This is a genomic window from Gryllotalpicola daejeonensis (assembly GCF_039538145.1).
GTDB classification, from domain to species: domain Bacteria; phylum Actinomycetota; class Actinomycetes; order Actinomycetales; family Microbacteriaceae; genus Gryllotalpicola; species Gryllotalpicola daejeonensis.
In genome coordinates this window covers 443,201-457,630 of sequence record NZ_BAABBV010000002.1, presented here as the reverse complement: position 1 = coordinate 457,630, position 14,430 = coordinate 443,201, and the positions used below count along the sequence as shown (strand labels likewise).

General features: G+C 70.0%; 11 protein-coding genes. 2 read left to right on the top strand and 9 right to left on the bottom strand.

Translation table 11 applies throughout. From position 1 onward, the window contains the following. Positions 1-27 precede the first annotated feature (27 nt). The 7 genes from ABD736_RS15060 to ABD736_RS15030 are packed head-to-tail and all read right to left on the bottom strand — an operon-like array spanning position 28 to position 8,136. Positions 28-1,491 carry an NAD-dependent succinate-semialdehyde dehydrogenase gene (locus ABD736_RS15060; RefSeq protein WP_344792690.1) on the bottom strand — a complete coding sequence of 488 codons (1,464 nt, stop codon included), beginning with the start codon at positions 1,489-1,491 and terminating at the stop codon, positions 28-30. Between the two features lie 3 nt (positions 1,492-1,494). Beyond that, a complete protein-coding gene (locus tag ABD736_RS15055; RefSeq protein WP_344792689.1) occupies positions 1,495-2,283 on the bottom strand; it encodes an HpcH/HpaI aldolase family protein in 789 nt (262 codons plus the stop codon). Then, positions 2,268-3,056, bottom strand: a complete 789-nt coding sequence (locus ABD736_RS15050; protein WP_344792688.1) for a 2-keto-4-pentenoate hydratase — start codon at positions 3,054-3,056, stop codon at positions 2,268-2,270. Before ABD736_RS15050 ends, ABD736_RS15055 begins: the two co-directional genes overlap by 16 nt. 52 nt (positions 3,057-3,108) lie before the next feature. Then, the gene (hpaD, locus tag ABD736_RS15045; RefSeq protein WP_344792687.1) at positions 3,109-4,269 is read right to left on the bottom strand and encodes a 3,4-dihydroxyphenylacetate 2,3-dioxygenase; all 1,161 of its coding nucleotides are present in this window, start codon (positions 4,267-4,269) and stop codon (positions 3,109-3,111) included. Between the two features lie 28 nt (positions 4,270-4,297). Beyond that, complete coding sequence (gene hpaE / locus ABD736_RS15040) at positions 4,298-5,815, bottom strand: 5-carboxymethyl-2-hydroxymuconate semialdehyde dehydrogenase (RefSeq protein ID WP_344792686.1); 1,518 nt, start codon at positions 5,813-5,815, stop codon at positions 4,298-4,300. A gap of 51 nt (positions 5,816-5,866) precedes the next feature. Next, positions 5,867-6,508 carry a GntR family transcriptional regulator gene (locus ABD736_RS15035; RefSeq protein WP_344792685.1) on the bottom strand — a complete coding sequence of 214 codons (642 nt, stop codon included), beginning with the start codon at positions 6,506-6,508 and terminating at the stop codon, positions 5,867-5,869. Positions 6,509-6,525: 17 nt separating this feature from the next. Next, positions 6,526-8,136 carry a fumarylacetoacetate hydrolase family protein gene (locus ABD736_RS15030; RefSeq protein ID WP_344792684.1) on the bottom strand — a complete coding sequence of 537 codons (1,611 nt, stop codon included), beginning with the start codon at positions 8,134-8,136 and terminating at the stop codon, positions 6,526-6,528. 93 nt (positions 8,137-8,229) lie between these two features. Here ABD736_RS15030 and ABD736_RS15025 point away from each other — a divergent pair, with 93 nt between their 5' ends. After that, positions 8,230-9,621 carry an MFS transporter gene (locus tag ABD736_RS15025; protein ID WP_344792683.1) on the top strand — a complete coding sequence of 464 codons (1,392 nt, stop codon included), beginning with the start codon at positions 8,230-8,232 and terminating at the stop codon, positions 9,619-9,621. A gap of 77 nt (positions 9,622-9,698) precedes the next feature. Here ABD736_RS15025 and ABD736_RS15020 read toward each other — a convergent pair whose 3' ends face one another. Continuing rightward, entirely contained in the window at positions 9,699-11,447 is a 1,749-nt protein-coding gene (locus ABD736_RS15020) for a thiamine pyrophosphate-binding protein (protein ID WP_344792958.1), read from the bottom strand. 226 nt (positions 11,448-11,673) lie between these two features. On the opposite strand from ABD736_RS15020, the gene ABD736_RS15015 reads away from it, so the two are divergent. Then, positions 11,674-13,614, top strand: a complete 1,941-nt coding sequence (locus ABD736_RS15015) for an FAD-binding monooxygenase (RefSeq protein WP_344792957.1) — start codon at positions 11,674-11,676, stop codon at positions 13,612-13,614. Between the two features lie 94 nt (positions 13,615-13,708). Here the strand turns inward: ABD736_RS15015 and ABD736_RS15010 are convergent, their stop codons facing one another. After that, positions 13,709-14,419, bottom strand: coding sequence for an IclR family transcriptional regulator (locus ABD736_RS15010; protein ID WP_344792682.1), 711 nt, complete (start codon positions 14,417-14,419; stop codon positions 13,709-13,711). Positions 14,420-14,430 lie beyond the last annotated feature (11 nt).

The following is a 14,430-nucleotide window of genomic DNA, read 5'->3' as shown; positions in this document are numbered from 1 at the left end:
AGGCGCTGGGTGCGCACGCGAGCTGTCTCAGTCGACCGGCAGCAGCGTGTACTTCGTCGACAGGTACTCGTGGATGCCCTCGAAGCCGCCCTCGCGGCCGACGCCCGACTGCTTCACGCCGCCGAACGGGGCGGCCGCGTTCGACAGCACACCGACGTTGAGGCCCATCATGCCGGTCTCGAGGCGGTCGATCATGCGGTGGCCGCGGGCGAGGTCCTGGGTGAAGACGTACGACACGAGGCCGTACTCGGTGTCGTTCGCGAGGCGCACGGCGTCGTCCTCGGTCGAGAACGTCGCGATCGCGAGCACCGGGCCGAAGATCTCCTCGCGCAGGATCGCGCTGCCGGGCTTGACGCCCGTGATGACCGTCGGCTCGTAGAACGTGCCGGGGCCGTCGAGGCGGTGACCACCGGTGGTGACGGTGGCGCCGCGGGCTGCGGCATCCGTCACCAGCTCCTCCGCCTTCGCAACGGCGTCGTCGTCGATCAGCGGCCCGATCGTGACGCCATCCTCGGTGCCGCGCCCGATCTTCATCGCCTGCACGCGCTCGGTGACGCGGCGCGCGAACTCGTCGGCGACGGACTCGTGCACGATGAAGCGGTTCGCGGCCGTGCACGCCTCGCCGATGTTGCGGAACTTGGCCGCCATGGCTCCGTCGACCGCCTTGTCGAGGTCGGCGTCGTCGAAGACCACGAACGGCGCGTTGCCGCCGAGCTCCATCGAGACGCGCAGCACTCCGTCGGCCGCTTGTGCGATCAGCTTGCGACCGACCTCGGTCGAGCCGGTGAACGACAGCTTGCGCAGCCGCGGGTCGGCGATGATCGGCGCCGCGACCTTGCTCGACGACGACGAGGTGATGACGTTCACCACGCCCGCCGGCAACCCGGCCTCGACGAGCAGCTGCGTGAACAGCAGGGTCGTGAGCGGGGTGAGCTGCGCCGGCTTCACGACCACGGTGCAGCCGGCCGCGAGCGCCGGCGCGATCTTGCGCGTGGCCATCGCGAGCGGGAAGTTCCACGGCGTGATGAAGAACGACGGGCCGACGGGGCGCTGCGCGACGATGATGCGGCCGGTGCCTTCCGGGTTCAGGCCGTAGCGGCCCGTGATGCGCACCGCCTCCTCCGAGAACCAGCGCAGGAACTCGCCGCCGTAGGTGACCTCGCCGAGCGCCTCAGCGTAGGGCTTGCCCATCTCGAGCGTCATGACGAGCGCGAGATCCTCTTTGCGCTCCTGCACGAGCTCCCACGCACGGCGCAGGATCTCGCTGCGCTTCCGCGGGGCCGTGTTCGCCCATTCGTCCTGCGCGGCGACGGCGGCGTCGAGCGCGCGCACGCCGTCATCGGGCGTCGCGTCGGCGATCCGATGGATGACCTCGCCGGTCGCGGGGTCGCGCACGTCGAAGGTGGCGCCGCCTGAGGCATCCTGCCACTGGCCCCCGATGAACAGGCGGTTCTCGACAGAGGCGAGCAGCGCGCTCTCACGTTCGTTCATGTTTCAGTCCCTCTTCTCGATGAAATCCTGTGCCAGCTTCTCGGACGCGCGGGCGACGATCGCGACGTCTGCGCCGACCAGTACGAATGATGCCCCGGAGTCCGCATAGTCACGCGCCGCCGCCGGGTCGAACGCGTTCACTCCGACCGGCTTGCCGGCGCGCGTGACGCCGGCGAAGGCGCGCTTCACCGCCGCGACGACGTCGGGGTGCGTCTGCTGCCCGATGAGGCCCATCGAGGCGGCGAGGTCGCTGGGGCCGACGAAGACGCCGGCGATGCCGGGCACGGATGCCAGCGCTTCGGCGTTCTCGACGCCCTCCGGCGTCTCGATCTGCACGATGACGGCGACGTGGTCTGCGCCGTTCTCGAGGTAGCCCGGCACGCGGTTCCAGCGCGCAGAGCGGGCGAGCGCGCTGCCGACGCCGCGGATGCCGGCGGGCGGGTAGTGCGCGGCTCGTGCCGCCGCCTCGGCCTCAGCGACGGTCGAGACCATGGGCACCATGATCGTCTGCGCGCCCAGGTCGAGCACCTGCTTGATGTGCACGGGATCGTTCGCGGGCACGCGCACGATCGCGGTGGCGTCATAGCCGGATGCCGCATAGAGCTGCGCGAGCACGGACTCGAGCCCGTTCGGCGCGTGCTCCATGTCGATCATCAGCCAGTCGAGGCCGCTGCCGGCGATGAGCTCGGCCATGACGGGGGAGCCCGAGCACACCCAGCCACCGAAGAGGGGGCGGTCGCGGGCCGGGTCGGCCAGACGGTCGCCGAGGTGCGGTTTCAGCTGAAGCGGCATGTGAGGGTCCCCAGGTCTGCGTAGTCGGCGAGCACCGTGTCGCCCCGGTGCACCCACATCGGGCGCGTGAACGAGCCGGCGAGCACGATCTCGCCGGCCTCGAGCCGGTCGCCGTGCTGCGCGAGCTTGTTGGCGAGCCAGGCGACACCCATCGCCGGGTGGTTGAGAACCGCGGCGGCCACGCCCGTCTCCTCGATGACCTCGTTGCGGTAGAGCAGGGCGGAGACCCAGCGCAGGTCGACGGAGTGCGGGTCCGTGGGGTTCCCGCCGTAGACCATGGCGCCGAGCGCCGCGTTGTCGCTGATGGTGTCGACGATCGTGCGGCCCTCAAGCTCGATACGGCTCGAGAGGATCTCGAGCGCAGGCACGACATATTCCGTCGCGCGCATGACATCGAAGACCGTGGCGTTCGGCCCGTCGATCGCCTCGCCGAGCACGAACGCGAGCTCCACCTCGATGCGCACGTTGGAGTACTGCGCGTGCTCGATGACGGCGCCGCTCTCGAAGACCTGGTCGGCGAAGATCGCGCCGTAGTCGGGCTCGGTGATGCCGGTCGCGGCCTGCATGACCTTCGACGTGAGGCCGATCTTGCGGCCCACCGGCCGCCGCCCCGACTCGATGCCGCGGCGGCGCCACTCGTTCTGCACCGCGTACGAGTCCTCGACGGTCATGTCGGGGTAGCGCTTGGTGAGCAGCGGCACCATCGTGCGTGAGCGCTCGGCGGCCGCCAGCTCGTCGGCGATGGCGGTGATCTGCTCCGCGGAAAGACTCATAGCTGGTTCCCCAGCTTGTACTCGCTGCGCCTTTGAGTGGCGCCTCCGGCGCTCACAGCTGGTGCCCCAGCTTGTACTCGCCGGCCTTCCACGAGGGCAGCTGTGAAGCATCCCCGGCGTCCTTCGTGTACGAGAAACCGTCGGCGCCGATCGTCACGGCCATCTCGCTCGCATCGGTGCGGGCGATGACGGGCTGCGGGTTGCCGTCGAGGTCGAGCACGAGGGATGCCTCGGTGTACCAGCTCGGCACGACGGGGTTCCCCCACCAGTCGCGGCGCTGGTTGTCGTGCACATCCCACGTGATGACGGGGTTGTCGGGATCGCCGGTGTAGTAGTCCTGCGTGTAGATCTCGACGCGGTGGCCGTCGGGGTCGCGCAGGTAGAGGTAGAACGCGTTCGAGACGCCGTGCCGGCCGGGGCCGCGCTCGATGCGGTCGGACTGACGCAGCGCCCCGAGCTTGTCGCAGATCGCGAGGATGTTGTGCTTCTCGTGCGTCGAGAACGCGACGTGGTGCATGCGCGGGCCGTCGCCGCCCGTCGTCGCCGTGTCGTGCACGGTCGGCTTGCGGCGCATCCATGCGGCGTAGACGACGCCGTCGTCGTCCTGGATGTCCTCGGTGACGCGGAATCCCAGGTCCTGATAGTGGCGCACCGCGCGCGGCACATCCGGCGTGACCTGGTTGAAGTGGTCGAGGCGCACGAGCGCGCCCGGCGTGTAGAGGTCGTAGCGCCACGCGAGCCGCTCGACGTGCTCGACCTCGTGGAAGAACTCGTAGGGGAAGCCGAGCGGGTCCTCGACGCGCACCGAGTCGCCGATGCCCTTGGTGAACCCCTCGGCCCGGCGCTCGACGCGGCATCCCAGCTCTTCATAGAACGCGACGGCCTTGTCGAGATCCTCAGGCGTGCGCACGCGATACGAGAACGCGGCCACGGCCGCGACCGGGCCCTGGCGCAGCACGAGATTGTGGTGGATGAACTCCTCGAGCGAGCGCAGGTAGACCGTGCTCTCGTCCTCTTCCGTCACGGTGAGGCCGAGCACGTCGACATAGAACGCGCGCGAGGCGGCGAGGTCGGTCACGACCAGCTCCATATAGGCGCAGCGCAGGATGTCGGGCGCGGGCGCGCTCGGCGTGGTGATCGGGTTGGATGCCTCGATCGGAGCTTCCTTCGTGATGTAGAAGCCCGAGCTGGATTTGATGCGTTCTTCAGTCATGGGTGACGTCCTTGTCGAAACTCGGCGGCTAGTTCTTGCCGAAGGTGGGGTTGTGGACCGCGCCGAGCGTGATGTGCACGGCCTGCTGGTCGGTGTAGAAGTCGATCGAGCGGTAGCCGCCCTCGTGCCCGAGGCCCGAGGCCTTCACTCCGCCGAACGGCGTGCGCAGATCGCGCACGTTGTTCGAGTTGAGCCACACCATGCCCGCCTCGACCGCCTGTGCGAAGTTGTGGGCACGCTTCAGGTCGTTGGTCCAGATGTAGGCGGCGAGGCCGTACTTCGTGTTGTTCGCGAGCGCCAGCGCCTCGTCGTCGGTGTCGAACGGGGTGATCGCGACGACGGGGCCGAAGATCTCCTCCTGGAAGATGCGGGCGTCGGGCTTCACATCGGCGAAGACCGTCGGGGCGACGAAGTTGCCCTCGGGGAAGCCCTCCGGCCGGCCGCCGCCGGCGACCAGACGCCCCTCGGTCTTCCCGAGCTCGACATAGCTCATGACTTTCTCGAAGTGCTCGGGGTGCACCAGCGCGCCGACCTCGGTCGCGGGGTCGTGCGGGTAGCCGACCTTCACGCGCTTCGCCTGCTCGGCATACCGCGAGACGAACTCGTCGTACACCTCGCGCTGCACCAGGATGCGCGAGCCCGCCGTGCAGCGCTCGCCGTTCAGCGAGAACACGCCGAAGATCGTCGCGTCGATCGCGGCGTCGAGGTCGGCGTCGGCGAAGACGACGGCGGGGGACTTGCCGCCGAGCTCCATCGACAGACCCTTAAGGAACGGCGCGGCGTTCCCGAAGATGATCTGGCCGGTGCGGCTCTCGCCCGTGAAGGAGATCAGGGGGACATCCGGATGCTTCACCAGCGCATCGCCCGCATCCTCACCGAGCCCGTTCACGAGGTTGAAGACGCCCTGCGGCAGGCCGGCCTCTTCGAAGATGCCCGGCCACAGCGACGCCGACAGCGGGGTGAACTCGGCCGGCTTCAGCACGACGGTGTTGCCGGTCGCGAGAGCGGGGCCGAGTTTCCACGACTCGAGCATGAACGGGGTGTTCCACGGCGTGATGAGACCCGCGACGCCGATCGGCTTGCGGTTCACGTAGTTGATCTGGCGGCCGGGAACCTTGAAGGTGTCATCGGCCTGGGCGACGATCAGGTCGGCGAAGAAGCGGAAGTTCTCGGCGGCGCGGCGCGCCTGGCCGAGCGCCTGGGTGATCGGCAGGCCGGAGTCGTAGGACTCGAGCTCGGCGAGCTGCTGGTCGCGGGACTCGACGATGTCGGCGATGCGGTGCAGCACCCGGCTGCGCTCGCGCGGCAGCATCTTGGGCCACGGCCCTTCGGTGAAGGCCCGGCGTGCGGCGGCGACCGCGCGCTCGATGTCGGCCTGCTTGCCGGCCGCGGCCCGGATGTAGGTCTCGTTGGTGACCGGGTCGAGCACGTCGAAGGTGTCGCCGTCGGCCGAGTCGACGAACTCGCCGTCGATGTAATGGCGGATCGCGCTCGGAAGGTTCTCGGGGGCGGCTCGGTGGGCGAGCCGGGTGTCGGTGTCTGTCATCTCTTCGTCCTCTGCGTCGAGTGAAGCGGTCTGATCGGTCGGTCGGTTCGGTTATTCGTGGTGCGGCCTGGCGAGGTAGGCGTTCACCGTTCGCCAGCGGTGGTTTCGGGCGGCGAGCTCGACCTCGAGCGGGTCGGCGCCGTCGCGGATGAGGCGGATGATGTCGGCGTGCTCTTTGACGGACTCGCGTGAGCGGTCTGGCACGAAGTCGAAGGTCGAGTCGCGCAGGCCTGACAGGCGGGTCCAGCCCCGGTGCACGAGGTCGAGCAGGTGCGGGTTCTCGCAGCGCTCGAAGAGCACGGCGTGGAACTCCTGGTTCACCCGCGTGAACTGGTGCGGGTCGAAGTGGTCGAGCAGGGCGGTCAGGCGCTGGTTGACCTCTTCGGCCCTCAGCAGGTCCTCCTCGGTGAGGTGCGGGGCAGCGAGGCCGGTGGCTGCGCCCTCGACGACGCCGAGGGTCTGCATCGCGAAGACATACTCGCTCTGGTCGACGAGGGCCACCCGCGCGCCGACGTTGTGCTCGAAGGTGACGAGCCCCTCGGCCTCGAGGCGGCGGATCGCCTCGCGCACGGGCACCACGCTCATGTCGAGCTCGCGCGCGATGTCGCCGAGCACCAGCCGGTAGCCCGGCCCGAACTCGCGGGCGGTGATGCGGCGGTGGATCCAGTCGTAGGCGAGCGTGGACTTGCTCACCCGGGGTTGCGTGTCGGTCACAGGTGCTGCCCTGTCTCGCCGGCGCCCTGCTCGGCGCCGCTCGCCTCATACCTCACGCGCCACTCGGCGTTCATCGGGAAGAGCCCGTCGACGGCGGCGCCGTTCCTGACCTGGTCTGCGACCCAGGCATCCTCGTCCTCCTGCGCGAGCGCCGCGTCGACGACCTCCTCGACGAGCGCCGGCGGGATCACCACGACGCCGTCGTCGTCGCCGACGATCACGTCGCCCGGCTGAACGGATGCCCCGCCGCACGCGATCGTCACGTCGGTCTCCCACGGGACGTGCTTGCGGCCGAGCACCGCCGGGTGCGGCCCCTGGCTGAAGACCGGCAGGCCGAGCTCGGCCACCGTGGCGAAGTCGCGCACGCCGCCGTCGGTGACGACGCCGGCCGCGCCGCGGACCTTAGCGCGCAGGGCCAGCACATCGCCGACCGTCCCTGAGCCGCGCTCGCCGCGGGCTTCGATGACGATGACCTCGCCCTCGGCCACCGTGTCGAAGGCGCGCTTCTGGGCGTTGAAGCCACCGCCGTGCTCGGCGAAGAGGTCGGGGCGGGCCGGGATGAACCGCAGCGTCTTCGCCGTGCCGACGAGCTTCATGCCGGGCTTCGCCGGAAGAACCCCGTCGATCGAGACCGCGTCGAAGCCGCGCTTGCGCAGCTGCTGCGAGATTCCGGCGACCGGCGCTGTGAGCAGCTTGGCGCGAAGTTCGGGGGAGAGGGCGGGGGATGCCTGGGAAGGAGACTCGTCGTTTCGAGACGCGCGCGGTTCCTGAGGAGCGCCGCGAAGCGCCGCGTCTCGAAGGGCCGCAGGCTCCGCGGGCTCCTCAACGACCGTGGCAGGCAGGCCGGCGGCCTCGCGCGAGCCCCACGCCTCTTCGAGCTGCAGCTCGTCGACCGAGGGCAGCGACCCGAGCGCGGGGTCGAAATCGCCCCGGCCCTCGACGACCGTCGTGACGAGACGGCCACTCGTCGGCGAGCCGGGCGCGGTCGGGGCATCCACCTCGATCTCCATGACGTCGCCGGGGACCGCGACACTCGACCCGGCCGGTGTTCCGGTCAGGATCACGTCGCCCGGCTCGAGCGTCACGTGCTGCGACAGGTCGGCGATGATCTGCGCGAAGGGAAAGATGAGGCCGGCCGTCGTGTCGTCCTGCACGAGGCGCCCGTTGAGCCACGTGCGCACCCGCAGCGCGGCGGGGTCGACCGTGCGGGCGTCGATCAGTTCGGGCCCGAGCGGCGTGTAGCCGTCGCGGCCCTTGTTGCGCAGGTTCGACCCTTTGTCATTGCCGCGCAGGTCGTAGAGGCCCAGGTCGTTGGCGGCGGTGATCCAGGCGACGTGCGCCCAGGCATCCGCCTCGCTCACCCAGCGCGCAGCGGTGCCGATCACCAGCGCGATCTCTCCCTCGAACGCGAGCAGCTGCGTGCCCGCCGGGCGTTCGGCGGTGCCACCGGTCGCGGCGAGCGAGCTCGAGGGCTTGATGAAGTACGAGGGATGCTTCGGCCGGCGCCCACGCTGGGCGGCGCGCGACTCGTAGCTCAGGTGCACGGCGATGATCTTGCCGGGGATGCCCAAGGGGGCGAGGGCGGGAAAGGAACCCAGTGTCGTCATGGCGTCGTTGCCTTCCGTTCGTATCCGAAATCGTATATGTTCCGAGAAGGCCTCGCAACGGGCATCGCACAGACATCAGACAAAGGAGTACAGATGTCATCACTCGACGGGCGTTTGACGCCTTCGGGCACGATCAACCTCACGACCGATCGCCGGCGGCTGGCGATCGCGACCATCATCGGCACCTCTGTCGAGTGGTACGACTTCTTCACGTATGCCGCGGCCGCCGGCCTCGTGTTCAGCAAGCTCTTCTTCGAGCCGGCCGGCCCCGCGGTGGCCACGCTGCTGTCGTTCACGACCGTCGGCATCAGCTTCCTGTTCCGGCCTCTCGGGGCGTTCCTCGCCGGCCACTTCGGCGACAAGGTCGGTCGCCGGCCGATGCTGATGCTGACCCTGATCCTGATGGGAATCGGCACCACGCTGATCGGCCTCATTCCGAGCTACGACACCATCGGGGTCGCGGCGCCGATCATCCTCATCTTCCTGCGCGTGGTGCAGGGCATCTCGGCCGGCGGCGAGTGGGGCGGCGCCGTGCTCATGGCCGTCGAGCACGCGCCGCGCGATCGCCGCGGAGTCTTCGGCGCGATGCCGCAGATCGGCGTGCCGATCGGGCTGCTGCTCTCGAGCGGCGTGCTCGCGATCATGAGCGCGCTCTTCCCGGGCGATGCCTTCTTCGGCTGGGGCTGGCGCATCCCGTTCCTGCTCAGCTTCCTGCTGATCATCGTCGGGTACTGGGTGCGCCGCCGGCTCGAGGAGAGCCCGGTCTTCCTCGAGATCGCCGAGCGCAAGGAGCAGACCCGCGTTCCCGTCGTGCGACTGTTCGCGCGGTTCACGCCGCTCGTGCTGCTGGCGGCGCTCGTCTTCGCCGGCGACAACGGCGTCGGATACATGACGACCGGGGGCTTCGTGCAGAACTACGCCACGAACCCCGACGGCGCCGTGCACCTCGATCGCAGCCCCGTGCTCTGGATCGTCGCGCTCTCTGGCGCGGTCTGGCTCATCTCGGCGTTCTTCGCCGGGTGGGTCACGGACCGCATCGGGCGCCGGACGACCTATCTGATCGGCTGGGTCCTCCAGGCGGCGGCGGTGATCGCACTGTTCCCGCTGGTCAACCTCGCGTCGCTCGCGGGCCTCACGATCGCGCTCGTCTTCCTGTCGATCGCGCTCGGGTTCACCTACGGCCCGCAGGCCGCGTGGTACGTCGAGCTGTTCCCCGCCTCGATCCGCTTCTCGGGCATCTCGATCTCGTACGCGATCGGCGCCATCCTCGGCGGCGCCTTCGCGCCGCTGATCGCCCAGGCGCTGCTGCAGGCCACGAAATCGACGGCGGCGATCACCTGGTATCTGCTGCTGCTGACCGCGGTGGCCTTCGTGGCCACGCTGCTGCTGCGGGAGCGCAAGGGCATCAGCCTGAGCCCCGCGAACGAAGCCGAGCAGGAGCGCGGCATCTACATCTGGCAGCGCCCGGCCACAAAGCCGGAGTAACCCTTTCCGTCGTCGAGTACGCAGTAGTCGCGCGAATAACCGTCGTTCAGCGCCGACTACTGCGTACTCGATGCGGATCAGGAGTTCTGGCGGATGACCTCGCGCTGGTAGGGCGCGATGACGTCGCCGGCGATGCGCAGGTCGAGAACCAAGAACGGGCGATCGGATGCCGCGGCCGCGGCCCACGCCGCGAGTGCGTCCAGGTCGCCGAGCTCGCGCACGACGATTCCTTCGGCGCCGAGAGCGCGGCCGAGCGCCGCGAAGTCGACGTCGGGGATCAGCATCGGCTCGCGCGAGAGCCCCTTGAGCCCGTACAGGTTCACCTCGGCGCCATACGCCCCGTCGTTCCAGAACACCGCGAGCCCCCGGCCGCCCGCCGAGCGCACGGCAGTCTCGAAGTCGGCGAGGGCCATGAGGCCGCCGCCGTCGCCCGAGTTCAGCACGATGGTCGTCTCGGCCGGGGCGGCAGCCGCAGCGCCGGCCATGCTCGGCAGGCCGAGGCCGATCGACTGGTAGGCCGTGCCGACCATGACCATGCGGTTCGGCGCCGCCACGGGCCAGAACATGTTCGCCCAGGCGAGGAAGTGGCCGCCGTCGGTCACGACCACCCGGTCCTCAGGAAGCAGCTCGGCGAGGCGCGCGGCCGCGGTGCGGGGGTCGAGGCGGCCGCCCGGGGCGATGCCGTCGGCGGGACCGGGCTCCTGCGCCCGCAGCGCCGGCACGTCGACGCGCTCGCGCCACGGGGTTCTGCGCCCGCCGCCGACAGCTGCGTCCGGGATCCCGGACGCAGACGTCGGGTGCGGCAACATGTCGGCTGAGTTCGCCGCGGGTGAGGCATCCGCCACCGTCAACCGCTCGACGGCATCTGCGAGCGCCTCGGCCATCAGGCGGGCGTCGCCGCGCAGGAAGTCGCCGACGCGCGCATGGGTCGCGGCCTGTGCGATGTCGATCTGCACGACGTGTGTGTGGGGTGCGAACAGCTCGCCGAACCGCATCGTGAACTGGTTGAGGCCTGCGCCGAAGACGACGGCGACATCGGCCTCGCGCACGAGGTCCATCGCGGCCGGTGCGCCGAAGCCGCCGGTGACGCCGAGGTCGAAGCGGGACTCGGGGAAGAGAGCGCGCCCGAGTGCGGTCGAGGCGGTCACCGCGCCGGTCAGCGCGGCGAGCCGTCCGAGCGCCGGACCGGCCCCCGCGAGCCATGCGCCGCGGCCGGCGAGCAGGAAGGGGCGCTCCGCTTCGGCGAGCATCCGCGCCACCCGCTCGACCGACGCAGCCGCGAACGCCGACGGCGCGAGCGGCCCCGGCAGCCGCAGCTCGGGCAGCGGCGGCACGGGACCGACCTCAAGCGACGCGACGTCATAGGGCAGCGCGAGCACGGCGGGGATGCCGTACGACAGTGCGTGCTCGAGCGCGATCGCGGTGGTGGCGGCCGCGTCGAGCCGCCCGACCGTGTAGGTGCGCGCCCCGACGGCCGAGGCGAGCGCGATCTGGTCGACATCCCACGCGCGCGGCCCCGAGGTCGGCTCGTCGCCGACGACGACCACGAGCGGCACTCGGGCCTGCGCCGCCTCGGCCAACGCGGTGAGGGTGTTGGTGAACCCGGCGCCGTAGGTCGTCGTCGCGGCGGCGATGCGGCCCGAGACTCGGAAGTGCGCGTCGGCGGCCACGACGGCGCCGGCTTCGTGGCGCACGGGCGTGTACGAGGCATCCGTCTCGCGCAGCAGCGCATCGAGGAAGTAGGCGTTTCCATTGCCCATCACGCCGAAGACGTGACTGATGTGGCGGGCGAGAGCTGCGGCGACGTGCTGGGCGACGGTGGGCATGGTGCGGCCTTTCGAGACGAGAACGGATGCGGATTCCGTATGTGTCTCGCGCGTGCCACGCACGCGCTTCGTGCCCTTTTTTCGAGCATCGGCCTGGCCGGACATCGCCATATTACGGCGGGTTGTGGCTCAGGCATCCGTCGCCTTATGATCGCTGTGGTCGATAACAGAATCTCGTATTCGATTATCGAACAGCGCACATCACAACGACGTGAGGGAGAATCCCGTGCAGTTCCACCACCGCGGCTACGTCTCAGGCGACCCGCGCGTCGCGCCGGCGTCCGGCTTCGGCATCGATCGCCCCGAGCAGCTTCCCGACGAGCTCGACGTGCTCATCGTCGGAACGGGGCCGGCCGGCATGATCGCGGCGGCGCAGCTCGCCCAGTTCCCCGGCGTCAACACGCGCATCGTCGAGAAGCGCGGCGGGCGCCTCGAGGTGGGGCAGGCCGATGGCATCCAGTCACGCACGGTCGAGACCTTCAACGCATTCGGCTTCGCATCGCGCATCATCGACGAGGCCTACCGGATCACGCAGATGGCGTTCTGGAATGCGGATCCCGAGAACCCGCAGAACATCATCCGCACCTCGCTACCCGAGGACGATCCCTCGGGCATCAGCGAGTTCCCGCACCTGTGCGTGAACCAGGCGCGCGTGCAGGACTACTTCGCAGAGGCCGCGCACAACGCGCCCACTCGGCTCACGCCCGACTACGGGTGGGAGTTCGTCGGGCTCACCGTCGACCGCTCCCCGAGCGCAGGCGAGTACCCGGTCGAGGTGCGCCTGCGTCGCACGGTCGGGCCCGATGCCGGCGCAGAGCGCGTGGTGCACACCAAGTACGTCGTCGGCTGCGACGGCGCCCGCAGTGCGGTGCGCGCGGCGATCGGCCGCAAGCTCGTCGGCGACCAGGCGATGCACGCGTGGGGTGTCATGGACGTGCTGGCCGTGACCGACTTCCCCGACATCCGCACCAAGTGCGCCATCCAGTCGCACGACGGCGGAAGCATCCTGCTCATCCCGCGCGAGGGCGGCCACCTGTTCCGCCTCTACGTCGACCTCGGCGAGGTGCACGAGGGTGACAACGGCGCCGTTCGCCAGACGCCGCTCGACGAGATCATCGCGCGCGCGAACCGCATCATGCACCCGTACACCGTCGAGGTGAAGTCGGTCGCATGGCACAGCGTCTATGAGGTCGGCCACCGGCTCACAGACAAATTCGACGATGTCACCGGGGATGCCGGCCCGGAGGTCACCCCGCGGGTGCTGATCGCCGGCGACGCGTGCCACACGCACTCCGCGAAGGCCGGGCAGGGCATGAACGTCTCGATGCAGGACGGCTGGAACCTGTCGTGGAAGCTCGGCCACGTCATCGAGGGCCGCGCGACGCCCGAACTGCTCGCGACCTACTCGGCCGAGCGCCAGGTGATCGCCAAGGATCTGATCGAGTTCGACAAGCAGTGGTCGAGCCTCATGGCGTCGAAGCCCGAGGACTTCCCCGACCCGAACTACCTCGCCGAGTTCTACGTCAAGACATTCGAGTTCCCGTCGGGCTTCATGACGCAGTATCAGCCGTCGCTCATCACGGCGACGGCCGAGCATCAGGAGCTCGCGACCGGCTTCCCGATCGGCAAGCGGTTCAAGTCGGCCGAGGTCGTGCGCGTGAGCGACGGCAACCCGATCCACCTGGGGCACCAGCACCGTGCCGACGGGCGCTGGCGCATCTACGTCTTCGCCGACGCCGCAGCGCCGACGAAGACGGGCACGCCGACGGCGGAGATTGCCGAGTGGCTGCGCTCGGACCCGGCGTCGCCGCTGGCCGCGACACCAGCGGGCGGCGACGAGGACGCCTGGTTCGACGTCAAGGTCGTCTATCAGCAGGACCACTCCGAGATCCGGATCCCCGACGTGCCCGAGGTCTTCACGCCGCGGCTCGCGCCCTTCGGCCTTGCCGATTGGGAGAAGGTCTACGGCGCGGGCACCATCGTCGGCCGCCGCATCGACATCTTCGACGAGCGCGGCATCTCGCGCGACGGCGCCGTGGTCGTGGTGCGCCCCGACCAGTACGTGTCGGCGGTGCTGCCGCTTTCAGCGACCGACGAACTGGCCGCGTTCTTCGCGGCTCTTGCCCCGCGAGTTGCGGCGGGCGATCTGGCAGGGTCGGTGAGCTGAGCCCTCGGCCCGCGACAAGCCGTCGCCAGCGTTCGCCGCCTGGGGCCTCACGAAGCCGCAACAGGTGGCGACGACTTCGGCGTGAGCACCGAGCTCAGGCGCCGAAGGCCGCAGTGAGCGCCGCCGCCGCGGACTGAAGCCGGGCCGCGATCTGCTCTTCGGCCTGCGGCAGCGAGACGTGGATCACGGCGATCGCCGCCGGCGGCTGCCCCGGCAGGCTGAGCGGCACGGCGACCGCGCGCAGCGAGGGCACCACCTCGTCGTGGCTCGTGGTGTAGCCGCGGGTGCGTGCCTTCTCGAGCTCGGCGCCGAGCTCGGGCGAGACATCCGGCCACGCACCTGCGGGAAGCTGCAACAGGATCGCCTTGCCCGGCGCACCGCGGGTGATCGGGTGGCGGTGCCCGGGGCGATACGAGACAACGGCCAGATTGCCGCGCGGCGCTGCGCTCACGAGCGTGACCGCCTCGTCGCGATCGAGCAGCACCGCGAGCAGGCAGGTCATGCCGAGCTCGTTCGCGACGGCGTCGAGGTGCGGCAGCGCGGCGGTCTGCAGATCGCGCGCGATGCCGGAGGCGAGAGCGGCCAGACCCGACCCGAGCCCGACGCGGCCGGCGGAGTCGCGGGCGACGAGCGCGTGGTGCTCGAGCGTGCGCAGCAACCGGTAGGCGATCGAGCGGTGCACGCCGAGCGCAGCCGCCAGCTCGTCGATCGACAGATTGCGCTCGGAGCTCGCCAGGACCTCGAGCACCCGGATGCCGCGGCTGAGCGTCTGCGACCCCGCGCTGGCTGCGTTCGATTCCGGCATCCGTACCCCCT